The following is a 23,514-nucleotide window of genomic DNA, read 5'->3' as shown; positions in this document are numbered from 1 at the left end:
GGCGAAAGCCGCAGCGGATCGCAGGGCCGGTCTAGTGCCCGCCGCCTCCGGCGCCCGCAGCAGGCTTCGGCGGCTTGCTCAGGAACAGCGACATCAGGACGAGGCTCCCGAAGATCGCGGTCAGCCCGAGAAAGACGTCGCCGAAGGCCATGACCAGCGCCTGCTTGTGGACGCGCTGGTTGATCAGGGCCAGCGCCATGGTCTGCGCGGCGTCGCCATAGTCGATGAAGCGCTGCGCGGTATTGGCGATCGCTTCCTCCGCCACCCCGCGCCCGGCGACCACCATTTCGTGCAACCGGGTGATGTGCAGGTCGGTGCGGGTATTCAGCATGGTGTTGATGACCGCGAGCCCGACCGCGCCGCCGAGGTTCCGGGTGAGATTGTAGAGGCCGGATGCATTCTTGAGCTGCTGCGGGGGCAGCGAGCCCAGCGCGACGTTGTTGATCGGCACCATGCACAGCATCAACGAGCAGCCGCGCAGGATCTGCGGCACCAGGAGCTCGTAGAAATCCCAGTCCGACGTGATGAAGGACGCCCACCAGGTGCCGACCGCGAAGCCGCCGAAGCCGATCATCATCATGATGCGCGGGTCGAGCTTGGCGGAAAGCCGCCCGGCGATCGGCGCCGTGAAGAACATGGCGAGGCCGGTGACGAACATCGTCTCGCCGATCATCAGCGCATCATAGCCGCGGATGCGTCCGAGATAGACCGGGTAGAGATAGGTCAGCCCGTAGAGGCCGATGCCCATGGTGAAGGAGAACAGCGAGCCGAACGCGAAGTTGCGGTTCCGAAAGGCGTAGAGATCGACCAGCGGATCGTCCCGCGTCAGCGCCCGCCAGAAGAACAGCACCGCGCCTATGACCATGACGGCCGTGAAGAACACGATCTCGTGGCTCTGGAACCAATCGAGCCGCGTCCCCTCCTCCAACACGTATTCGAGGCTGCCGAGAAAGGCGGCCATGGCGGCGAGCCCCAGCCAGTCGAAGCGCTTGATCAGGCTGTGATCGGGCTTGTCGAAATCGATCAGCGTCCAGGCCGCGATCGTAACCCCGATGCCGGGCACGACATTGACCAGGAAGAGCCAATGCCAGGAGAAGGCATGGCTGAGATAGCCGCCGACCGTCGGGCCGATCGTCGGCGCCAAGGTCGCGACGAGCCCGATCAGCGGCGAGATGATCGGCCGCTTCGACGGCGGGAAGATGGTGAAGGCGGCTGCGAAGACGCCGGGAATCATGCCGCCGCCGATGAAGCCCTGCACCGCCCGCCACAGGATCATCTCGTTGATCGAGGTGGCCTGGGCGCAGAGCACGCTGGCGATGGTGAAACCCGCCGCCGCGATCGAGAAGAACACCCGCGTCGACAGCGCCCGGCTGAGATAGCCGGAGAGCGGGATCATGATCACCTCGGCGATCAGATAGGCGGTCTGGACCCAGGCGACCTCGTCGGACGAGGCGGACAGGCCGGCCTGGATCTCCGCCAGCGAGGCCGAGACGATCTGGATGTCGAGGATCGCCATGAACATGCCGAAGACCATCGCCATGAAGGCGAAGATCCGGCGGAGCGGAATGGCGTCTTCGGCGGGCTTGGCGCCGGCGCCCGGATTCAGGGTCGCAGTGGCCATGACGGCCTGCCTTTCATGGGGGTGTCATCCCGTGCGCGCTGCGGCATGGAATGCCGCTGCGCAGACACGGGACCGTCATCAGAAAAGGGCGCCCTCGCAGCGGCGGGAGCCGGTTACATCTCGTCCTGCGGTCCCGCATCTGCGCAGCAGCACTTCGTGCCGCAGCGCGTGCGGGATGACCCGCTTTATCAATGCCCCCGCATCAGCGCTGGGCGGCCAGCCGCGGGTCGATCGAGACCACGACCGACATGCCGGGCCGCAGCACATGCTTCGCGGTCGAGTCCTTGTCGAGCGCGATGCGCACCGGCACGCGCTGCACGATCTTGGTGAAGTTACCGGTCGCGTTGTCGGGCGGCAGCAGCGTGAAGACCGAGCCCGTGCCACCGGCGATGCCGCTGACCGTGCCGTGGAAGACCTGCCCCGGCAGCGCATCGACGGTGATGCTCGCCCTGTCGCCGGTCTTCAGCGGCCCGACCTGGGTCTCCTTGAAATTGGCGTCGACATAGACCTGGTCGAGCGGGACGATCGACATCAGGCGCTTGCCGGCCCCGACGAGATCGCCGATCTGGACATTGGTATTGGCGACGACGCCGTCGATCGGCGCGGCGATCTTCATGAAGGAAAGATCGCGCTCGGCCTTCTGCTCGGCGACCTTCAACTCGTCGATCTGGCGGGCGGCCTCGATGCGCTGCGCTTCCAGAACCTTGATGTTCGCCTGCGCCTGCAGGACACCGGCCTTGGCGCTCGCAAGCGCGGCGACGGCTTGATCACGACCCGCCGTCGCGGCATCGAGCGTCGCCTGCGAGCCGTAGGACTTGGCGGCGAGACTGCTGGCGCGTTCGAAATCGGCGGCCGTGCGCGTCACCGCCGCCTCGGCCGAATTCTGCTGCGCCTGCGCCTGCGTCTGGGCGGCGCGCGCCGCTTCGACCTGGCTGTCGATGCGCGCCAGCGTCGCCTGCGCGGTTGCGGTCTTGGCGCGCGCACTGTCGAGCGCGATCCGCCAGTCGCCCTCATCGAGCGCGACGAGCGGCTGCCCGGCCTTGACCTCCTGGTTCTGCTGCACAGAGACGGAGGCGATATTGGCGGAAAGCTTGGCCGAGACCGTCGCCATCTCCGCACCGACATAGGCGTCATCGGTCGAGACGATGAAGCGGCCATTACGCCACCAGTCGATGCCGTACCAGAGCCCGGCTCCCACGACGGCCGCTGCCACGACAAGCAATGCGCCGCGCTTCAACGGGTTCTTTCCGGATTTTGCCTTGCCGTCGGCGGGTTCGGCCGGCGTGCTCTTCGCCTGTGCGTCGCGGGCGGTGGCGGGCTCGGCCGGCTGGGCGGTCTCAGCTGTGGGGTCGACCAGCTTCAGCCGGTCGCGGCGGTGTTCGGTAGCGGTTTCAGCAGACATTGGGCGTCCTGCATGTCAATTCGAACCAACCGGTTCGATTGCGCTTGAAATAGCGCGGGCTATGATGCATATCAAGTCAAATCGAACCAATCGGTTCGATTCTTTTTTGAAGCATGCGCGGAGCGCCCCTTCCGCCTGGGAATGATGACCAAGACCTCCGAAGCCATCGTTAAGACCGTCGCGCGCAATCACCGCGTCGCCGGCGCCGACCCTGACAAGCGGCGGCAGATTCTCGACGGGGCTCACCAGGTCTTCATCGCCCGCGGCTTCGACGCGGCCAGCATGAGCGACATCGCCGCCGCCGCGAACGTCTCGAAAAGCACGCTCTATGTCTATTTCGAGGACAAGGAGCATCTCTTCGTCGCGTTGATCGAGCGCGAGCGCGAAGCGCAGAAGCGCGGCGCCTTCGAAGCCCTCGCCGAGGATTCCGATCCGGTCCGGGCGCTCGGTAATTTCGGCCAGTGTCTCGTGCGCATGATCAATTGTGAATTCGCGGTCAGCGCCCATCGCGTCGTCATCGGCGTCGCCGAGCGGATGCCCGATCTCGGTCGCGGCTTCTACGAGAACGGTCCGATGCAGGGCGCCAAGCTGATCGCGACCTATCTCGACCGGATGGTGGCCGAGGGCAGGCTCGCGATCGAGGACACCAATCTCGCCGCCGTGCAGTTCATCGATCTCTGCCAGTCGACCCTGACCCGCCCGCGCCTGTTCAATGCCGTCCGCACGCCCCCGAGCGAGGACGAGATCCGCAGCGTCGTCGGCGAGGCGATCGCGATGTTCATGGCGCGCTACGGCGCAAAGCAGCGAGGCTGACGCCTCAGCCCGCGACCTGCCTGGCGCGGATGCGCTCGCGATGGGCGGTATAGAGCCCCGACGCCGCGATGATCGCAGCGCCGACATAGGTCCAGAGATCCGGGATCGCTGCGAAAACCAGATAGCCGAAGATCGAAGCCCAGAGCAGTTGCGAATAGGCGAAGGGTGCCAGCAGCGAAGCATCCGCATAGCGGAAGGCCTGGATCAGGAAGATATGCCCGATCGTCGAGATGCCGCCGACGAAGACGCCGATCAGGATCGCGTTGAGATCGAGCGCCTGCCAGCTGAACGGCACAGCCAACGACAGCAGGATGAAGCCGATCGTGGCGGAATAGGCCAGCGTCACCACCGGCGTCTCGGTGCGGCTCATCATCCGGGTCACGATCAGCGAAAACGCCCAGAAGAACGACGAGCCGAGAACGAAGAACGAGGCGCCGTGAAAGCCGTCACCGCCGGGACGCACCACGACGATCACGCCGACCAGCCCGACGATCGTGGCGAGCCAGCGTCGCCAGCCGACGATTTCACCCAGGATGGGAATCGACAGCGCCGTCACGAAGAGTGGCGAGACAAAGGAGGTGGCGGTCGCGTCCGCCATCGGCAGGTCGTGCAGCCCTGCCACGAACAGGATCGAGGAGATCGTCACACCCAGAGCCCGCAGCACCTGCAGGCCGGGCCGGCGTGTGCTCATCCGGCGGAAGCCGCCGGTGAAGCAGACGGTGACGAGCATGATCGCGGCAAAGGTGCCATAGCGCATCCAGGTGATCTGGAGCGCGGGCAAGCTGATCGCGAGATATTTGGAGGCGATGTCGCCGCTGCACATGAAAATCGACGAGAGCAGCACAAGCGCGATGCCGCGCGCGGAATTGTCGATGCGCAGCGGCTTGCCTTCCTGCGGAGGCATGACCGGCGGTTCTGGAAGGGGGGCGTTGGGCAAGGGCTGGGTTCGCACGCAGGGTTGCCCAAGCCTTACCCTGTTTGCCTTGCATAGCCACCACGCAAAGACGGTCGCCCGCCCATGCGCGTGGACATAGCCGGTGACCCTGCCCGGGTTACGGACAGGGTCGGGCAGCGCTTCTGTTTTCAGGCAGCCTGCTTGCGAGGCTGGATCAGCTTGCGGTTGACCAGAACCTCGGCGATCTGCACCGCGTTCAGCGCGGCGCCCTTGCGCAGGTTGTCGGAGACGCACCAGAAGGCGAGGCCGTTCTCGACGGTCGCGTCCTCGCGGATGCGCGAGATATAGGTCGCATCCTCGCCGGCCGCCTCATGCGGAGTGATGTAGCCGCCCGGCTCGTGCTTATCGATCACCAGGATGCCCGGAGCGGTACGCAGCACCTCGCGCGCCTCGTCGGCGGTGATAGGCTTCTCGCACTCGATGTTGACGCTCTCGGAATGGCCGATGAAGACCGGCACGCGCACGCAGGTCGCGGTCAGCTTGATCTTCTTGTCGAGGATCTTCTTGGTCTCGACCACCATCTTCCACTCTTCCTTGGTGAAGCCGTCCTCCATGAAGACGTCGATATGCGGGATGAGGTTGAAGGAGATGCGCTTCGGGAACTTCTTGGTGGTGACCTCGCCGGCCGAGAACACGGCGCGGGTCTGGTTGAAAAGCTCGTCCATGCCCTCCTTGCCGGCGCCGGAAACCGACTGATAGGTCGAGACGACGACGCGCTTGATGCCGAACTTGTCGTGCAGCGGCTTCAGCGCGACGACGAGCTGCGCGGTCGAGCAGTTCGGGTTGGCGATGATGTTCATCTTGGTGAAGCCGGCGGCGGCGGCGGCGTTCACCTCCGGCACGATCAGCGGCACATCCGGGTGCATGCGGAAGGCCGAGGAATTGTCGATGACGACGGCGCCCTGCGCGCCGATCTTCGGCGACCAGGCCTTCGAGACATCGCCGCCCGCCGACATCAGGCAGATATCGGTGTCGGAGAAGTCGTAATGCTCCAGCGCCCGACACTTCAGCGTCCTGTCGCCGAACGAAACCTCGGTGCCGACCGAGCGCGAGGAGGCAAGCGCCACGACCTCACCGACGGGGAAGGCACGCTCGGCGAGAATGTCCAGCATCTCGCGGCCTACATTGCCGGTTGCGCCGACCACTGCGACCTTGAAGCTCATGATGTGATCCTTTGCGGATAAGACGGTTCGGGTCTCCCTTTGGGGGCCGCCCCGCGCCGGTTTCGGGCGGGTTCGGCGATCTCTCCCCGCCGGGGGGAGATGGACCCGGAACCGAGGCGAAGCGTCAGCGCGACGGACCGGTTTTCCCGGTCGTCGTTTTGGTCGTGAGTTTCGTCGTCGTCGGACGGACAGTCACAGAGCCAATCCCGAAGGGCTGAAAACTTCGCAAGGCGGCGCAACCTTGCACCGCGCCCTGTCAGAACACCCGCGGCGACGAAAAGTCAATCTCCCCCGTGCGGGGAGCTCCGCTCCGCCCGTTAACCCTGCCCGTTGACCTCTTGTTCACGCTGCCGGCCGATCGCCCGTTCTCGGTAACCCGACGGCGACTCTCGGCGTCCAGCCTGCCCCGCCAGACTGAGGATTGCGTGGCCATAGCGCCCTGCGGGAGTAACCGGTTGCATTTGCGTTCGGACGAATTGATGTCACGGCTTCAGCCCCTGCTGCGGCAGCTCCGGCCGGGGTTGTCCCGCGCCGGCGCGCTGTCTCGCGCTGCATGGGCGCGGGTCGAGAAGATCGACCTCGTCCCGCTTCTCATCACGTCTGCCGATCGCATCGAAGCCGGTTTCCGTGCCGTCTGCCGCATGGGCAGCCGCCTCGCGCCGCGCCGCGGCTTCGGCCTGCCGGGCGCTCTCGCCTGGCGCATCGCGGCGGCACTCGGCGGCATCAGCCTGACGGCCGCGCTCGTCACAGGCCTCTCGGCAAACGGCGAGGGCCCTCCCCAGCTCGCCAGCCTGACCTCGCCGGTGGCAGCCGCCACGACCCGGAATGCAGCTCTCGGTAGCAAACCGCTGCACGCAGCAACGGAAGCCGACTGGCTCGCGATCTCCCGCCCGATCGCGATCTTCAATCTCGAAGCCCCTGAACTCGGGCGAGAGCCGCCCGCGATCGAAGCGCGCCGCAGCCACGACGGCAGCCAGCGCGAGGACCTGCTGAGCTTCGGCAGCTTCGCCGGGACCGGATCGCATCTCTCGCTGCGCCTGAAGACGGGAGACGGCATCGCCGCCAGCTCCGGCTCCTTCACGATCGCGCTCGTTCACGCCGCGGCGCTCCGCAGCCTCGCCGTCGAGCGCAGCAGTGCGCCTGCCACGATCGAGACCCGCTTTGGCGCGCTCGAAACCGCAGATGTCGTTCTCGGCGACGGCACCGAGAGCCGCACCTGCCTCGCCTTCCGAACCGTCGGATCCGAGGCTCCCTTCACGATGAACGGCTGGTGGTGCGCCGGTTCAAGGCCCAGCGACCGCCGCCAGCTCGCCTGCCTGATCGACCGCCTCGACCTCGCCAATGCCGGCGCCGAGCCCGAACTGCGCGCGGCCTTCGCCCGCAGCGAGCTTCAGCGCCAGGCGGGTTGCGCTCCCCAGCGGCTGTCGGCGACGGGGCGAAAGCTTTCCTGGCTCGATCCGAACGGCACGCTGCCGGCCTTGCGGATGAAGACCGCGACCGGAGAAACGGCAAAGCCCGCGGCTGAACCGCGCCCGCGTCGCGCCAAAAAGCCCCGGCGTTCCCGCTAACAAAGTTGTTAACGACGCGGTGCTAGTCTTTGCGCCGGATTTGCGATGCTTACATCGAGTGGATCAGCCCACTCCCGGAGATTGCCGTCATGATGTCGTTCAAGCGCGTTGCCGCCCTCCTCGCCGTCGCTGTCACGGCCTCTACCGTGATGGCGAGCATCGCCGAAGCGCAGAACCGCCGCGGCCCGCTGCGCGTCACCGTGCAGAAGCGCAGCTATCTCGACGCGGGCAACGTGGTGCCGGTCGGCTCGATGAATCGCTATGCCAGCCAGCACATGTCGGCCTCGCCGATCTATGTGAACACCGGCGACCTCTACGGCGAGGGCACCCTGCCCGGCCGCGTCGGCGCGGGCTCGAACCCGTTCGCGAATACATTCGCGACGCCGCGTTTCTGATAAGCGCGATCTTTAAGGGCGCCTGTCATCCCGTGCGCGCTGCAGCGTGAAACGCTGCGGCGCAGACACGGGACCCTCTCCCGGAAAAGGCGCCTTCTCGTCGCGCGGTCCCGTGTCTGCGCAGCAGCACTATCGTGCCGCAGCGCGCACGGGATGACACCCTTCATTGAGGCGCGCTTCCGTCGCCCTACTCCGGCAACACCTTGAGATAGCGCACCGGCCGGCCGGGCGCCGCCGCATTGGCCGCATGAACGATCGCGTTCGCGTCGATGCCGAAATGCCGGCAGAGATCCGCGACCGTCCCGGTCTGGCCGAAATGCTCGACGCCGAGCGCCTTCTGCTTGTGGCCATGGACGCTGCCGAGCCAGGCCAGCGTCGCCGGATGCCCATCCAGCACCGAGACGATGCCGCAATCGCGCTGGAGATCGCCGAGCAGCCGCTCGACATGGCTCGTCGCCGCGTGATTGCCGCGCTGGCGCGCCCGCTCCGCCGCCTGCCAGCCGGCATTGAGCCGGTCCGCCGAGGTGATGGCGAGCAGGCCGACATCGCGCCGGTCCTCGGAGAGCAGCCCGACCGCCTCGATCGCCTCCGGCGCGACGGCGCCGGTATAGGCGATCACGACGGAAGCGTTCGGCCCCGGCTTCCTCAGCCAATAGGCGCCGTCGATGATGGCGCGCTCCAGCTCCGGCGTCATCGCCCGGCTCGGCTGCTCGACCTGCCGGGTCGAGAGACGCAGATAGACCGAACCGCCGGTCTCGTCGCGCAGCCAGGTGCGCTCGTCGGGGTCCCCCTCGCCGTCGCGCTGCATGTAGTCGAAGGACCAGCGCATCATCACAGCAAGCTCGTCGACGAAGGCCGGCTCGAAGGCGCATAAGCCGTCCTGGCTCATGCCGATCAATGGCGTCGCGATCGACTGATGCGCGCCGCCCTCCGGCGCCAGCGTCACGCCCGACGGCGTCGCCACCACCATGAAGCGCGCATCCTGGTAGCAGGCATAGTTCAACGCATCGAGCCCACGCGAGATGAAGGGATCGTAGAGCGTTCCGATCGGGATCAGGCGCTCGCCGAAGATCGAATGCGACAGGCCGAGCGCCGAGAGATTGATGAACAGGTTCATCTCGGCGATACCCAGTTCGACATGCTGGCCCTTCGGCGAGAACTCCCATTTCTGCATCGAGGGAATGCGCTCGTCCTTGAAGGTGTCAGCCATCGACGCCTTGGCGAAAAGCCCGCGCCGATTCACCCAGGGCCCGAGATTGGTCGAGACGGTGACGTCCGGCGCCGTCGTGACGATGCGATCGGCGAGCGGCCCGCCGGTCTTGGCGAGGTCGTCCAGCACCTTGCCGAAGCCCATCTGGGTGGACATCGACGGCTGGATACCGGCCTCCAGCTTCGCCGGCACCGGCAGCTTGGGGGCCGAAAAACGCCGCCGCCCCTGCGAGAAGAACGGCACTTTGTCGAGGAAGGCGCGGACCTCCCCCTCGGGCAGATCAAGTCCCTCGAACAGATCCCATTCATGGCCGGGGCGGACGCCGTTCGCCTTGCGGAAGCCGTCGAGCTGCTCCTTGGTCATCAGCCCGGCATGGTTGTCCTTGTGCCCGGCGATCGGCAGCCCGAAACCCTTGACGGTATAGGCGAGGAAGCAGACCGGCCGGTCATGGTCGATCGCCTCGAAGGCTTCGAGGATCGACGGCAGGTCGTGACCGCCGAGATTGCACATCAGCTTCGAGAGCTCGGCGTCGGAGCGCTTCTCGATCAGCGTGGTCACCGGCCCCTGATCGCCGAGATCGTCCATCAGGCGCTTGCGCCAGGCCGCGCCGCCCTGGAAGGTCAGGGCCGAATAGAGCTGGTTCGGGCAGGAATCGATCCAGGCCTTCAGCCGCTCGCCGCCCTTTTCCTTGAAGGCCGCCTGCTGCAGCGAGCCGTATTTCAGTGTGACAACGTCCCAGCCGAAATTGCGGAACATCGTCTCGAAACGGTCGTAGAGCCCCTCGCGGATCACCGCGTCGAGCGACTGGCGGTTATAGTCGATGATCCACCAGGTGTTGCGCAGGCCGTGCTTCCAGCCCTCCATCAGGGCCTCGAAGATATTGCCCTCGTCGAGTTCGGCATCGCCGATCAGCGAGACCATGCGGCCTTCGGGGCGGTCCTTCGCCCAGCCATGCGCCTTCACGTAATCCTGCGTCAGCGAGGAGAACAGTGTCTGCGCAACGCCCAAGCCCACCGAGCCGGTCGAGAAATCGACGTCGTCGATATCCTTGGTGCGCGAGGGATAGCTCTGCGCGCCCTTGTAGCCGCGGAAATTCTCGAGCTTCTCACGCGTCTGCAGGCCCATCAGGTAGTTGATGGCGTGGAAGATCGGCGAGGCATGCGGCTTCACCGCGACCCGGTCCTGCGGCTTCAATGCGGCCATGTAGAGCGCCGTCATGATGGTCGCGAGCGAGGCCGAGGAGGCCTGGTGCCCGCCCACCTTCATCCCGTCTTCGTTCTGGCGGATGTGATTGGCGTTATGGATCGTCCACGAGGCCAGCCAGAGGATCTTCTTCTCCAGCTCGGCGAGAAACGGCAGGCGCGGATCTGTTGTCATGGATTTCGGCTCGAACTCCCCAGTGCAACCGATCATGCACGGAAGCACTGGCAGAACGAGCCAAATTTCTGTGTCTTCACGGGCAGATTTGGTGATTTCCGCTACAGCGCCGTAGCAAGGCGCCGGAAATCACCAATCATGCGCCCGGTCCGATTGCCGGCTACTTGTCGATCTGCGCGATGCGATCCAGTGCCGCGCCGAAGCCGCCCAGCGAGACATTGAACGAGACCGGCTCATTGTTCGAGAGGTTCAGCGCCGCGACCGTCAGCGCCTTGCCGGCCTTCATCGCGTCGGTCGCGACGGTCGGGAACGAGATCGGCAGCAGGCAGCCCTGCGCCAGGCAGGTCGAGAAACGCAGGCCCTGGCCGAGATCCTTGTCGTCGAGCCGCAGCACCGCGCCGTTCTCCAGCTTCATCCCGAACGGGAACAGGATCGTGCCCTCGGCGCGACCGTCCTTTGGCGCGCGCAATTCGATGGCGAAGACGCGCTGGCCGGTCTGACTGTTGCCCTGCGATTGCAGGAGCACGCAGAGCCTCTGCCCGTTGGCGATCCGGCAATCGACGGTCCAGTCGCCATAGGTCTCGTTGATCGCGCTCGCGCCGTTGGGCAGCGTCGCTGCGCCAGCGGCCGGCTGGCTGACGCTCGGGGCGGCCGGAGCTTGCGCGACAGGTTGGGCCGGCTTCGCGGCGGGCTTGGGGGCCGGCTTGGAGGCCGGACGCGGCGCAGGCCTTTGCGGGGCAGCAGCGGCTGGCCGCTCCGCCGGTTCTTCCTGCGCCCACAGGGCAGACGAGGCGAAGGAACCGACCGCGAGAACCGCAGCGACCGAGGCGATCCTGAGTGAATGATGTTTCATGTCAGCACTGTCATATGAAGATGTCGCTCGCCCTATCGCAGAAACCTCTTCCGAGAGAAAGCACGAAAACGAACTAACCGGCGAATAAGCGGACCAGAGCTTCAAATTTGAAAGAAGGATCACAATTGAATGATTTCAATCTGCAAGTATTCGCCCTTGCACAATCTTTTCGGGACAACCGGCTTCGTCCGCCCGTGCCGGCTCCTCGGGCCCCCGGCATCCGCACGCCCCTGCCCCCAACGCAGGTGAACCCCGCCGCCAGGCCGCTTGTGAGCCCTCCGCGCACCATGCCAGAAACTGCCACGGAATCGGGCCGGACAGCCCGCGCAGAAGGAGCCTTCCCATGAGCAACAGCAAGGATGTCTGGCGTCGGATCGACGACAAGGCTCCGGCTTATTTCGGGCTCTCCGACCGGATCTGGCACATGCCGGAGCTGAACTATCAGGAGGTCCGCTCGGCCGCCGAGCACGGCGCCATGCTGGAAAGCGAAGGCTTCCGCGTGACGACCGGCGTCGCAGGCCTGCCGACCGCGGTCGTCGGCGAAGCCGGCGAAGGCGGCCCGGTCATCGCGATCATGGGCGAGTTCGATGCCTTGCCGGGCCTGAGCCAGGAGGCCGGCAACGCGACCGAGACCCCGGTCGAGACCGGCGGCAATGGCCATGGCTGCGGTCACAACATGCTGGGCTCGGCCTCCCTGCTCGCCGCCGCCGCGGTGAAGGATTATCTCGCCGCCAACGGCCTCAAGGGCCGCGTGCGCTACTATGGCTGCCCGGCGGAGGAAGGCGGCTCGGCCAAAGGCTTCATGGTGCGCGCCGGCGCCTTCGACGATGTCGATATCGCGCTCTGCTGGCACCCGGCCTCGTTCAACGGCGTCAACCGCGCCTTCTCGCTCGCCTGCGTCGAGATCGAGTTCACCTTCTCGGGCCGCGCCTCGCATGCCGCCGCCGCCCCCCATCTCGGCCGCTCGGCGCTCGATGCGGTCGAACTGATGCATATCGGCGTGAACTACATGCGCGAGCACATGCCCTCGACGGCGCGTGTGCACTACGCTGTGATCAATGCCGGCGGCATCGCGCCCAATGTCGTGCAAGCCACGGCGACGACGCGCCAGCTCATCCGCGCCGCGACGCTCGCCGAAATGTGGGAGCTCGTCGCCCGCGTGAAGAAGATCGCCGAGGGCGCCGCCCTGATGAGCGAGACCACCGTCGCGATCAAGCAGCTCTCGGGCGATGCCAATCTCGTCGGCAACCGCCCGCTGGAAGAGACGATGCAGGCCAATCTGCTGGCGCTGGGCGGCCCCGGCTTCGACGCCGCCGACCATGCCTTCGCTGCCAAATTCCAGAAGACGCTGAGCCCGCAGGACATCGCCGCCGCCTATGGCCGCTTCGACCTGAAGCCGAAGGACGGCGAGGCGCTGAGCGACGAGATCTATCCGCTCGGCGCCGGCAACGACACCTCCGTCGGCTCGACCGACGTCGGCACGGTGAGCTGGGTCGTCCCGACGGTGCAGTGCCGCACCGCCTGCTACGCGATCGGCACGCCCGGCCATTCCTGGCAACTCGTCGCGCAGGGCCTGGCACCGGCTGCGCATAAAGGCCTGGCGCTCGCCGCCAAGGCGATGGCCGGCGTCGCCTCGGACGTGCTGAACGACCCTGCGCTGCTCCAGGCAGCGAAGGACGAGTTCGCAGCCTTCCGCGCGAAGAACCCTTTCGCCAACCCGATCACGGATGATGTCGAGCCCCCGCTCGACATGGCCGCGCATTAAGCGGGCGGAGTAGAGGTAACACGCGCGTCATCCCGGATGCAGCGAAGCTGAGATCCGGGATGACGGCTTGTTTCCGTGAAAATCTACGCGCGCTAGCCGCCCTGCGGCCCGGATAGCTCAACGCGGATCGTCGGGCGCGTCGCCTTGAATTCGGTGACGGCGGCCGAGGTGAGATCCGAAACCGAGTCGGATGCGTTCGACATCAATCGCAGGATGATCCGACCGAGCCGGTCGCGGGCTTCGCTTTCCAGCTCGGCATCGAGCCTGCTGTCATGCCCGATCGCGGCCCAGGCCCTGGCCTGGACGGCTTCTGCGACGAGCAATTCCTGGGAGTTCAGGACACCGGGAAAGCGGAAATTCGAGCTAGGCATGGGCGATTCAAACATGGCTGGGCAACGGATATAGGACGGCAGCGGTTCCCGGCAAGGCAGGGCTAAGATCCGGAGTCGGGTTGGCCGCCCTCTTCGCTTTGGAATGTCCTCGTGGCGAGTGCGCTACGGAGCCGGCTCCTTCGGTCGCGTAAACAATCAGTCCAAATTGGACAGATTGTCTAAATTTACCTTGACCTGCCTCTCGCCCGCCTTCACAGATGCCGTGAAAGCCCAGCCGCTCTGGCGGCAGTCGATAGGCCCCAAGGCGGGAGGCGCGCGTGAAGTTCGACATTTTCCAGATGGAGCGGAACCAGACGCTCTTCGAGAACGACGTCGAGATCAACCTGACCGAAAGCGGCGTCCATCCCTGGTCGATCGAGGACATCCTGGGCGAAGAGGCCGCGCGCGACCTGCTGAAGCAGCCCCTCGGCTATGGCTGGACCGATGGCCGGCCGGACCTGCGCGCCAACATCGCCTCCTGGTATCCCGGTGCGACCGCGGAGAACGTGCTCGTCACCAACGGCTCCTCAGAGGCGACGATGATCGCCCTGATGGCGTTGTTCGAGCCCGGCGACTCCCTGGTCTTCGCCCTGCCGAACTTCATGCAGATCGACGGGCTTGGCCGCGCGCTCGGCTTCGACATCCGGAGGCTCGAACTCTCCGGCGATACCGACTGGCAGATCGATCCCGCCCACCTCGCCAAGGTCGCGGCTGGCGCCAAGGCGATCGCCGTGACCAACCCGGCCAATCCCACCGGCAGCGTGCTTTCGGCCGCAAGCCGCACCGCCCTGATCGAAGCAGCCAAGCGCAACGACGCCTGGCTGATGGTCGACGAGATCTATCGCGGCGGCGAGATCGGCGGTGCCGAGACCGAGACGCTCTGGGGCAGCTATCCCAAGGTCGTCGTCACCTCCAGCCTGTCGAAATCCTTCGCCTGCCCCGGCCTGCGCCTCGGCTGGATCGTCGCGCCTGAAGAAGTCGTGGCGTCGGCAGCCGAGCGGCAGGACTACACCACGATCGGCAGCGGCATCCTCAGCCAGATCCTCGCCGAAGAGGTGATGCGCCCGGAGACGCGCGGCCGCCTGCTCGCGCGTGGTCGCGATTTGCTGCGCAGCAATGCCGATCTCGTGGCGCAATGGATGGCGCAGCATAACGACTGGTCGTGGCGGCGCCCGCAGGCCGGCGGCATGGCCTTCCTGCGCTATCCGCTCGACATGTCCTCCGAGGCCTTCTCGCAGAAGCTGCGCGAGGAGGAGAGCGTCTTCGTCGTCGCCGGAAGCTGGTTCGGCATCGAGAACCACATCCGCATCGGCATCGGCGTGCCGACCGAGGTGCTGCGCGACGGGCTGGCGCGGATGGATCGGTTCCTGGTGCGGCACAAGGGCTGAAGCGCGCCCCGAAGGGCGGCGCTACGCGTCGCCCTCGCGCCCGATCCCGTCCAGCACCACACACGCGATCGCGATGTCCTGCACCGCGATCCCGGTGAGGTCGGCGATGGTGATGTCGTCGCTTGAACGGCGCGCTGCCACATCCCCAGCCAGCACCGCCCCAAGCTCGACGCAATCGCCGGCGTCGATCAGCCCGACCGCCGCCGCGGCGGCGAATTCGCCATGGTCGAGGCTCTGCTCCAGCGAATCCGCGATCCGGGTATCGGCAAGCGCGACCAGAGCCGTATCCAGTTCCTGCTTGCCCGGCGCATCGGCCCCGAGCGCGGTGATATGTGTGCCCGGCTTGATCCAGTCGTCGCGGATGATCGGAGTAGCGGCCGGCGTCACCGTGATCAGCGCATCGGACCGCGCGCAGAGCCCTTCCAGCTCCGCCACAGGTTCGATAGCAATCCCCTCCCCTTCGAGATCGCGCTGCAACGCTTCCAGCTTCTCCGGCGAGCGCGCCCAGACCGCAAAAATCGGCTCGCGCTCGCGCAGCAGATGCGCGGCGGCCCGGATCTGGAACCGCGCCTGGGTGCCGGCGCCGACGATCCCGATCCGGCGCGCATCGGCGCGCATCCCGGCTCGCGTCGCAATGGCGCCGGCCAGCGCCGTCCTGAGATCGGTCAGCCAGCCCTCGTCGCGCAGGATCGCGACGACCGCACCGGTCTCGGCCGAGAGCGCGATCATCATGCCGCTCGTCGTCGGCAGTCCCTTGGCCGGGTTGTCGTAGAATCCTGTCGCGATCTTCACGACGAAGATGGCATCGCCGGCGATATGGCCGAACTTGATATGGCAATCGCCATTATGCGCGGGGAAGCCGAGATAGCCGACCGGCGGCATCTGCACCTGGCCCGCAGCAGCGGCCTTGAACCCCTCTTCCAGCGCGATGAAGGCCCGGTCGAGATCGACGGCCGCCTCGATCTCGGCACGCGACAGGTCAAGCATCCGGAGTCTCGTTGGCCTGGTTGAGGTAGTTGTAGACGGTCGCCCGTGCGAGCCCGAGGATGCGCGAGATGTAAGCCGCGGCATTGCGCCCGCCGAAGGCGCCGTTGGCGGCGAGGTCCGCCACCAGCTCGCGCTTCTCGGCCCGGCTGAGGCTGGTCACCGCGAGCCCGCGGCTCTGTGTCCATTGCTGCACGAACTCGTTGATCCGCTCGTGCCAGTCTTCCTTGAACAAGGCCTGCGGCTTCTCGACGCCGGCCGGCACCGTCGCCAATGCGGACAATGTCTGCATCAGCGCATGGAACTGCGAGACATCGACATTGATGCAGAGCACGCCGATGGCCTTGGCCCCGACTGAGAGCACGATGCTGATCGATTTCAGCCGCCGCCCGTCCCAGTTCACCTTCTCATAGGGTCCGATGATCGTCTCGTTGGGATCGAAGCCGATCTCGTCGAGCAGGGACGGCTCGCCCAGCACGCGCTGCGAGAAATTCCCGGCGATATGCACGACGCTCTGCGACCCCAAATCGTGCAGCACGACCTCGGCATGCGGCCGGAACAGCAGCGCCACCGCATCGCAGACCGGCAGATAGGGGGCAAGTTCCGGCGTCATGCGCAAGCCTCTAGCGCGGCTGCGACTTGAGATAGTCGCTCAAGCGCTCCAGCCCTGCCGAGAGATGGTCGCCGGGCGCGCCGATGCCGATGCGGATATAGCCGTCCATCCCGTAGACATCGCCCGGCAGCAGCATGATCCCGCGCTCCTCGCGCAAGCGGTGCACGAGCTCGGTCGAGTTCATCGAATGGCTGTACTTGATGAAGGCCATGCCGCCAGCCTTGGGCGGCACGAAGGAGAAGAACTCGTCATTCGCCTTCACCCAGTTCGAGAGCAGCGCGAGGTTCTCCCGCAGGATGGTCTTGCTGCGCTGCAGGATCTCGGCGCGCTTCGCCGGCTGGATGACGATGCGGGCGATATGCTCGCTCAGCGCGCTCGTCGTGATCGAGGTGTAGTCCTTGTTCTGCCAGGCCGTGTAGATGTCCTTGGCCGGCCCGACCAGCCAGCCGATGCGCAGGCCGGGCAGCGCCATCGCCTTGGAGAGCCCGCTGGTGATGATCGCCTTCTCGTAGAGGTCGGCGAAGCTGGGCGGCTCGTCGGTTTCGAGTTCGGCGCCCTTGTAGACCTCGTCGGCATGGAGATAGCAGCCCTGCTTCCGAGCGATCTCGACCAGCGCGTCCATCGTCTCGCGCGAGAGCAGGCTGCCAGTCGGGTTGTTCGGATTGCAGATCGTCATCAGCTTGGTGCGCGGCGTGATCGCCTGGCGGACCTCGTCGAGATCGGGCGTCCAGCCCAATTCCTCGCGCAGCTTCACTTCCTTGACGGTCGCGCCGATCGCCCGCGCCCAGCCCCAGATCTGCAGGTAGTTCGGCACGAAGACGACGATCTCGTCGCCCGGCTCGATCAGCGACATCACCATCAGGAAATTGGCCTCGGCCGAGCCGTTGGTGACGATCACCTCGTTCGAGGCGCGGTTGCGATAGAGCTTGGCAATGTCCTCGCGCAGTTCGACCGCACCATTGGTCCAGCCATAGCCGAGCTCGACCTCCATCAGCTTGGCGCGCTGCTCCGCGCTCAGCAATTCGTTCAGTGAATAGGGATGGACGCCGCTATCGGAGAGATTGAACTCGACAGTGTTCTCGTAGAGCGACTGGATCCGCTCCAGTGTGAATTCTTCGATCTTCATGCTGCCCATCCCGCGCCGGCCGATCCGCCGCATCTCCCGCGAGTATGATGGGCATGATTTAGACGTCAAGGTCGATTTTGGAATTTACAGTCCAAATCTCGATTGCTATCCCTTTTGACGACCACGTCGCAGCCGCTCCCGGAGAGCCCATCATGTCCGACCAGAACCCCGGTGCCAACAAGATGTGGGGCGGCCGCTTCACGACGGCTCCGGCCGACGTGATGCGCAAGATCAATCCCTCGATCGGCTTCGACTACCGTCTTTACCGGCAGGATATCGCAGCGTCCAAGACCCATGCCGCGATGCTCGCCCGCCAGGGCATCATCGCTGGCGCCGACAACGAGCGCATCCAGGCCGGGCTCGACCAGATCCGCGGCGAGATCGACCGCGGCGAGCTGCAATTCAGCATCGACCTCGAGGACATCCACATGAACGTGGAATCGCGCCTCAAGGAGATCATCGGCGAACCGGCCGGACGCCTCCACACCGCCCGCAGCCGCAACGACCAGGCCGTCACCGATGTCCGCCTCTGGATGCGTGACGCAATCGATGCTCTCGACGGCACCATCCGTGAATTGCAGCAGGCGCTGATCGAGCGCGCGAGCGAGCATGCCGAGACGATCATGCCGGGCTTCACCCATATGCAGGTCGCCCAGCCCGTGACCTTCGGCCACCATCTGATGGCCTATGTCGAGATGTTCGGCCGCGACCGCGAGCGGCTGGCCGGCGCCCGCGAGCGCACCAATGTCTCCCCGCTCGGCGCCGCTGCGCTCGCCGGCACCGCCTTCCCGATCGACCGGCAGTTCACCGCGGCGGAGCTCGGCTTCGCCCGGCCGACCGAGAACTCGATGGATTCGGTCGGCGCGCGGGACCATATCTGCGAACTTCTGTTCTGCTGCTCGATGCTGGCCGTGCATCTCTCGCGCTTCAACGAAGAGATCACGCTCTGGTGCAGCGACGGCTTCCGCTTCATCGCGCTGTCGGATGCCTTCACCACCGGCTCCTCGATCATGCCGCAAAAGCGCAACCCGGACGCGGCCGAGCTGGTGCGCGGCAAGACCGGCCGCGTCGTCGGCTCGCTCACCGCCATGCTGGTGATGGTCAAGGGCCTGCCGATGACTTTCATGAAGGACATGCAGGAGGACAAGGAGCCGATGTTCGACGCGCTGGAGACGGTCGAGCTCTGCGTCGCCGCCACCACCGGCATGGTCCGCGACCTCACCGTGCGCCCCGAGGGCATGCGCGCCTTCCTCGATCGCGGCTTCCCGACTGCGACCGATCTCGCCGACTGGCTGGTGCGCGAGGCCGGCATCCCCTTCCGCGACGCCCATCACATCACCGCCCGCATCGTCGCATTGGCTGAGGCGAAGGGCTGCACCTTGCAGGCGCTCGATCTCGACGCCATGCGCTCGGTCGATCCCCGCATCAATGAAGCGGTCTTCGCGGTGCTGGCGCCGGAGCACTCCGTCCGCAGCCGCCGGAGCTATGGCGGCACCGCGCCCGACACGGTGCGCGAGGCGATCGGGCGGGCGAAGCAGCGCTGGCTGTCCGGCAAGCCGGTCCAGGGCTGAATTGTCATTCCGGGGCTTCGCGTAGCGAAGAACCCGGAACCCACGACCGGGCGAGCGGCTAGGAGCCGAGCACAGGATGTCTCACCCGGTCGTGGGTTCCGGGTTCGCGCCTTCGGCACGCCCCGGAATGACAAGCGCCCTCGCCGCACGCAACCCGGCAGCGGCCGTCCCGCAAACTTTGCGGGGTCAAACCGGCCGCCTTTCTGGCTATGGATGACGGCGCCGGTCGATTCGATCCGGCCACGGGGGAGAGATGATGGAACACGTCTGGTTGCATGGGGTGGCCGAGCAGTTCGGCATCGATGGCGGGCTGCGCCAGCTCGGCGGCGAATACGACCTCAACTTCCGCGGCCGGACCAGCGAAGGCGACGTCATCGTCAAGGCGATGCGCCCGCAGGGCGAGCCCGCCCTCGTCGACCAGCAATGCGCCGCGATCAGTCACGCGCTCGCCGCCGATCCGACATTGCCGCTGCCGCGCCTGCTCCCCGCTGAAGGCAACCGCTTCTGGCAGAAGGTGGCGGACGCCCAGGGCCAGCAGCGGATGGTCTGGGTCCAGCGCGCCTTCAAGGGCATTCCGATGGGCGAAGCCGGGCCGCAGCCGCCTGCCATCCTCGCCGAACTCGGCGCACTGACCGCGCGGCTCGACCTCGCGCTACGCGATTTCAAGGTCACGGCGGCGCCGGATGCCGCAAAATGGGACCTGACCGAGGCCGGCTGGATCAAGCCCCATCTCGACGTGCTGGAAGGATCGCGCCGCACGCTCGCGGCCGGCATCGTCGCAGCCTTCGAAGCCCTCAAGCCCGCTCTCGACAAGCTACCGCGCCAGACCATCCATAACGACCTCAACGACTTCAACATCCTCGTCGCGCCGCGCCTCGGCGAACCCGCCCGGATCAGCGGCCTGATCGATTTCGGCGACATGACCGATGGCCCGCGCGTCTGCGAGATCGCCATCGCCGCGGCCTATGCCATCCTCGACCACGAGACGCCCGAAGCCGCGCTTGCAGCCTTGGTCGCGGGCTATCACGGCGTCTCACCGCTGAGTGCCGAGGAGGTCGGCCTGATCTGGCCGCTCGTGCGGATGCGCCTCGCCGTCAGCGTCGTGAACTCGACGATCGAAGCCAAGGGCCGCCCGAACGACCCCTATGTCACGATCTCGCAGGCTCCGGCCTGGCGCCTTCTCGAAAACCCCGCCATCGACGGCGAGTTGATGGGCGCGCGCCTGCGCAATGCCTGCGGCCTGCCCGTCACCGATGCCGCCGGCCGCATCGCGAGCTGGATCGCCGCACAGCGCGGCAGCTTCGCGCCTGTGCTCGGCCGCGCGCTCGACGGCCTGCCGGTCGGCTCGCTCGGCATCGCCGAAGCCACGATCCCCGCAAACCCGTTCGAACTGCGCGCCGACGAGGCCCGCAATCTCGGCACCGGGCTCGGCGTCACCCAGGAATGGTGGCTCGGCCAGTATGGCGAGCCGCGGCTGGTCTATACCGACAAGGCGTTCCGCAAGGGTCACTGGCTCGCCTCGAACCGCCGCACCATCCATATGGCCATCGATGTCTTCGCACCGGCCGGCGAACCGGTCCGCGCGCCTCTCGCCGGCAAGGTCGCGCTGGCGGAAAACCGCAGGGGCCATCTCGACTATGGCGGCGTCGTCATTCTCGAGCACCGCACGCCCGCGGGCGACGTCTTCCACACGCTTTACGGCCACCTCGCCGCCGACGGCGCAGCGAAACTGAGGCTAGGCCAGGAGATCGCAGCCGGCGAAGCTTTCGCCAGGCTCGGCCCGGCCGAGGAGAATGGCGGCTGGGAACCGCATCTGCATTTCCAGCTCGCGCTGACGCTGGACGGCATGGGACATGACTGGCCGGGCGTCGCCGATCCCGACGACTGGGCGCTCTGGCAGTCGATCTGCCCGAACCCCGCCGCCTTGCTCAACCTGCCCGACAATGTCGTCGCCTATCAGGCGATCGACGAGGCCGCCCTTCTGACCGAGCGCAAGGCCCGCTTCGGCGCCAATCTCAAGCTCAGCTACAAGAAGCCGGTCACCTTCCTGCGCGGCTGGCGCCACCATCTCTTCGACGCGATGGGAAGGCCTTATCTCGACGCCTATAACAATGTGCCGCATGTCGGACACGCCCATCCGCGCATCCGCAAGGTGGCGATGGACCAGCTCGCGCGGATGAACTCCAACACGCGCTACCTGCACCCGGCCCCGATGGCGCTGGCCGAGCGGCTGACAGCGAAACTGCCGAAAGAGCTGGAGGTCTGCTTCTTCGTCAATTCCGGCTCGGAAGCCAACGAACTGGCACTGCGCCTCGCCCGCGCGGCCAGCGGCGGCTACGACATTGTCACGCCCGATCACGGCTATCACGGCAACACCACCGGCGCGATCGACATCTCCGCCTACAAGTTCAACAAGCCGAACATGGGCGGGCGCAAGCCCTGGGTGCAGCTTATCGACGTTGCCGATGATTATCGCGGCCGCTTCCGGCGCGACGATGCCGACCGGGCGCTGCACTACGCGCAGCAGGTCGATGGGGCGCTTGCGGCCATCGCGGAACGCGGCGGCAAGGTCGCCGGCTTCATCGCCGAGACCTTCCCGAGCGTCGGCGGCCAGATCATCCCGCCGCCCGGCTATCTCGCTGCGGTCTATGAGCGTATCCGCGCAGCCGGCGGCATCTGCATCGCCGACGAGGTGCAGACCGGTCTCGGCCGTCTCGGCGACTATTATTTCGGCTTCGAGCAGCAGGGCGTGCGGCCGGACATCGTCGTGCTCGGCAAGCCGCTCGGCAACGGCCACCCGATCGGCGCGCTCATCACCACCCGCGCCATCGCCGAGCGCTTTGCCGAGGGGCCGGAGTATTTCTCGACCTTCGGCGGCTCGAACCTGTCCTGCCGTATCGCCTCGGAAGTGCTCGACATCGTCGAGGAGGAAGGGCTTTCGGCCAATGCCAAGGCGATGGGCGACAAGCTGCTCGCCGGCATGCGCGCGCTGATGGATGACTATCCTTGCGTCGGCGATGTGCGCGGCATCGGACTCTTCCTCGGGCTGGAGCTGGTCACTGATCGCGAAACGCTGGAGCCCGCGACCGATGCGGCCGCCCATGTCATGAACCGCCTGCGCGAGATGCGCATCCTGGTCGGGCGCGAGGGACCCGCCGACAACATTCTCAAGATCCGCCCGCCGCTGACAGTCGGCGCCGACGATGTCGAGATGATCCTCGACAGGCTCAGGATCTGCCTGCGCGAGGTCGAGGCCGCGCGATAACCTGCCACCGCCTCGAGTTCCTGCGACAGCGCGACGTGCCCTCAGCCGGCTCGGCGCGCTTCGAGGATCAGGCGCAGCAGGCGGCCGAAGGCGAAGCGGCTCACCTCCATGCCTTTGATGTCAGTGTTGACGCGGTGGACGATGACGAGGTCCAGCGACGGAATGACAAGGCAGTTCTGCCCGCCGACGCCCTGCGCGCTGTAGCTGCCCGCGGGCAGCACGACGCCCGGAAAGCCCGCGCCGGAGCGCTCGGTCCACCACATATAGCCATAGCCGCCGCGCGGCCCGGCATCGGAGAGCGGCAGCACGCTGGTCGCGACCCAGTTGGCCGGAATGATCTGCGCGCCCTGCCAACGGCCCTGCCGCAGGAACATCAGGCCGAAGCGGGCGAGATCGCGCGTCGACATCCGGAACGGATAGGCGGGATGAACGGAGCAATCGTCCGGCTCCAGCCAGCCGTCGCGCCGCTCGCCATCGAGGCGGAAATCCTCCATGCCGAGCGGGCGGCCGATCCGCGCCAGGAAATCGTCATGGATGCCGGCTCCGGTCAGCGCCGTGAAGATCGTGCCGAGCGCGTTGAAATCCCAGTTGTTGTACAGCCAGAAGGTGCCGGGCGGCTGCGAATGGCGCGGCGGCTTGATCGACTTCATCCAGGGGGATTCGTAGCCGGCCGGGTGGAAGATGCCGGAACGCGCCGTCAGCAGATCATAGATCGTTGCCGACTTCTCGAGGTCGCTGAGGCCTTCCTTGTCGTCGATGCCGAGATCGGCGAGCGTGCGCGACATGTCGATGCGGCCGGCTTCCTCATGGATGCCGATCAGCGCGCTGAGGAAGCTCTTGCGCACGGAATGGCACTGGTAGCGATGGGCGAGATCGCCGCGGCTCGCCACCACGCGCCCGCCCTGCACGATCATCACTGTCGCCGTCGAAATGGTGTCGGCAAAGCGCCAGACGCGGTCGAGCCCTTCGCGCGACCAGCCCGCCGTCTCCGGCGCGACGCTCTCCCAGCCATTCACCGGCCAACGCTCTGCACGCAAGGCTTCGCCCGTCATCACTGCCTCATCCATCATCTGA

The 23,514-nt window shown here is 66.4% G+C and carries 18 protein-coding genes; 7 read left to right on the top strand and 11 right to left on the bottom strand.

Features of this window, described 5'->3' with window-relative positions; genetic code table 11:
* Nucleotides 1–31 precede the first annotated feature (31 nt).
* Entirely contained in the window at nt 32–1,621 is a 1,590-nt protein-coding gene (locus AC1RLU_RS00835; protein WP_492793493.1) for a DHA2 family efflux MFS transporter permease subunit, read from the bottom strand.
* A gap of 202 nt (nt 1,622–1,823) precedes the next feature.
* Entirely contained in the window at nt 1,824–3,023 is a 1,200-nt protein-coding gene (locus tag AC1RLU_RS00830) for an HlyD family secretion protein (RefSeq protein WP_492793492.1), read from the bottom strand.
* Between the two features lie 144 nt (nt 3,024–3,167).
* Between AC1RLU_RS00830 and AC1RLU_RS00825 the strand changes: the two genes are divergently transcribed.
* Nucleotides 3,168–3,836 (top strand): TetR/AcrR family transcriptional regulator, encoded by a 669-nt coding sequence (locus tag AC1RLU_RS00825; RefSeq protein ID WP_492793491.1) that lies wholly within the window; start codon nt 3,168–3,170, stop codon nt 3,834–3,836.
* Nucleotides 3,837–3,840: 4 nt separating this feature from the next.
* Here the strand turns inward: AC1RLU_RS00825 and AC1RLU_RS00820 are convergent, their stop codons facing one another.
* Together AC1RLU_RS00820 and AC1RLU_RS00815 are read right to left on the bottom strand one after the other, a co-directional pair.
* A complete protein-coding gene (locus AC1RLU_RS00820) occupies nt 3,841–4,740 on the bottom strand; it encodes a DMT family transporter (protein ID WP_061970546.1) in 900 nt (299 codons plus the stop codon).
* Between the two features lie 179 nt (nt 4,741–4,919).
* A complete protein-coding gene (locus tag AC1RLU_RS00815; RefSeq protein ID WP_061970545.1) occupies nt 4,920–5,954 on the bottom strand; it encodes an aspartate-semialdehyde dehydrogenase in 1,035 nt (344 codons plus the stop codon).
* Nucleotides 5,955–6,433: 479 nt separating this feature from the next.
* Between AC1RLU_RS00815 and AC1RLU_RS00810 the strand changes: the two genes are divergently transcribed.
* Together AC1RLU_RS00810 and AC1RLU_RS00805 are read left to right on the top strand one after the other, a co-directional pair.
* Entirely contained in the window at nt 6,434–7,522 is a 1,089-nt protein-coding gene (locus tag AC1RLU_RS00810) for a hypothetical protein (protein WP_492793490.1), read from the top strand.
* Nucleotides 7,523–7,611: 89 nt separating this feature from the next.
* Entirely contained in the window at nt 7,612–7,917 is a 306-nt protein-coding gene (locus AC1RLU_RS00805; RefSeq protein ID WP_061970542.1) for a hypothetical protein, read from the top strand.
* Between the two features lie 187 nt (nt 7,918–8,104).
* Here the strand turns inward: AC1RLU_RS00805 and AC1RLU_RS00800 are convergent, their stop codons facing one another.
* Complete coding sequence (locus tag AC1RLU_RS00800) at nt 8,105–10,504, bottom strand: thiamine pyrophosphate-binding protein (RefSeq protein ID WP_492793489.1); 2,400 nt, start codon at nt 10,502–10,504, stop codon at nt 8,105–8,107.
* Nucleotides 10,505–10,664: 160 nt separating this feature from the next.
* Nucleotides 10,665–11,357: an invasion associated locus B family protein gene (locus AC1RLU_RS00795; RefSeq protein WP_091856800.1), complete on the bottom strand. Its 693-nt coding sequence runs from the start codon at nt 11,355–11,357 to the stop codon at nt 10,665–10,667.
* 343 nt (nt 11,358–11,700) lie between these two features.
* On the opposite strand from AC1RLU_RS00795, the gene AC1RLU_RS00790 reads away from it, so the two are divergent.
* The gene (locus AC1RLU_RS00790) at nt 11,701–13,122 is read left to right on the top strand and encodes an amidohydrolase (RefSeq protein WP_492793488.1); all 1,422 of its coding nucleotides are present in this window, start codon (nt 11,701–11,703) and stop codon (nt 13,120–13,122) included.
* Nucleotides 13,123–13,214: 92 nt separating this feature from the next.
* Here AC1RLU_RS00790 and AC1RLU_RS00785 read toward each other — a convergent pair whose 3' ends face one another.
* A complete protein-coding gene (locus AC1RLU_RS00785; RefSeq protein ID WP_139163509.1) occupies nt 13,215–13,493 on the bottom strand; it encodes a hypothetical protein in 279 nt (92 codons plus the stop codon).
* 278 nt (nt 13,494–13,771) lie between these two features.
* On the opposite strand from AC1RLU_RS00785, the gene AC1RLU_RS00780 reads away from it, so the two are divergent.
* On the top strand, nt 13,772–14,881 hold the full coding sequence (locus AC1RLU_RS00780; RefSeq protein WP_492793487.1) for an aminotransferase class I/II-fold pyridoxal phosphate-dependent enzyme: 1,110 nt from the start codon (nt 13,772–13,774) through the stop codon (nt 14,879–14,881).
* Between the two features lie 21 nt (nt 14,882–14,902).
* Here AC1RLU_RS00780 and AC1RLU_RS00775 read toward each other — a convergent pair whose 3' ends face one another.
* From AC1RLU_RS00775 to AC1RLU_RS00765, 3 genes are read right to left on the bottom strand one after another with little or no spacing between them, the layout of a single operon-like run.
* Entirely contained in the window at nt 14,903–15,868 is a 966-nt protein-coding gene (locus tag AC1RLU_RS00775; protein ID WP_492793486.1) for an ornithine cyclodeaminase family protein, read from the bottom strand.
* Nucleotides 15,861–16,478, bottom strand: coding sequence for a helix-turn-helix transcriptional regulator (locus tag AC1RLU_RS00770; RefSeq protein WP_492793485.1), 618 nt, complete (start codon nt 16,476–16,478; stop codon nt 15,861–15,863). Before AC1RLU_RS00770 ends, AC1RLU_RS00775 begins: the two co-directional genes overlap by 8 nt.
* A gap of 10 nt (nt 16,479–16,488) precedes the next feature.
* The gene (locus tag AC1RLU_RS00765) at nt 16,489–17,604 is read right to left on the bottom strand and encodes an aminotransferase class I/II-fold pyridoxal phosphate-dependent enzyme (RefSeq protein ID WP_492793484.1); all 1,116 of its coding nucleotides are present in this window, start codon (nt 17,602–17,604) and stop codon (nt 16,489–16,491) included.
* Between the two features lie 152 nt (nt 17,605–17,756).
* Here AC1RLU_RS00765 and argH point away from each other — a divergent pair, with 152 nt between their 5' ends.
* Both argH and AC1RLU_RS00755 read left to right on the top strand, forming a co-directional pair.
* Nucleotides 17,757–19,175, top strand: coding sequence for an argininosuccinate lyase (gene argH, locus AC1RLU_RS00760; protein WP_492793483.1), 1,419 nt, complete (start codon nt 17,757–17,759; stop codon nt 19,173–19,175).
* Between the two features lie 256 nt (nt 19,176–19,431).
* Nucleotides 19,432–22,440, top strand: coding sequence for an aminotransferase class III-fold pyridoxal phosphate-dependent enzyme (locus tag AC1RLU_RS00755; RefSeq protein WP_492793482.1), 3,009 nt, complete (start codon nt 19,432–19,434; stop codon nt 22,438–22,440).
* A gap of 41 nt (nt 22,441–22,481) precedes the next feature.
* Here the strand turns inward: AC1RLU_RS00755 and AC1RLU_RS00750 are convergent, their stop codons facing one another.
* The gene (locus tag AC1RLU_RS00750) at nt 22,482–23,510 is read right to left on the bottom strand and encodes a serine hydrolase domain-containing protein (protein WP_492793481.1); all 1,029 of its coding nucleotides are present in this window, start codon (nt 23,508–23,510) and stop codon (nt 22,482–22,484) included.
* Nucleotides 23,511–23,514 lie beyond the last annotated feature (4 nt).

This window comes from Allobosea sp. GW822-FHT05A11 (assembly GCF_058800455.1).
Note: the sequence above shows the minus strand (reverse complement) of the source record. Positions and strands in the feature narration are given on the sequence as shown.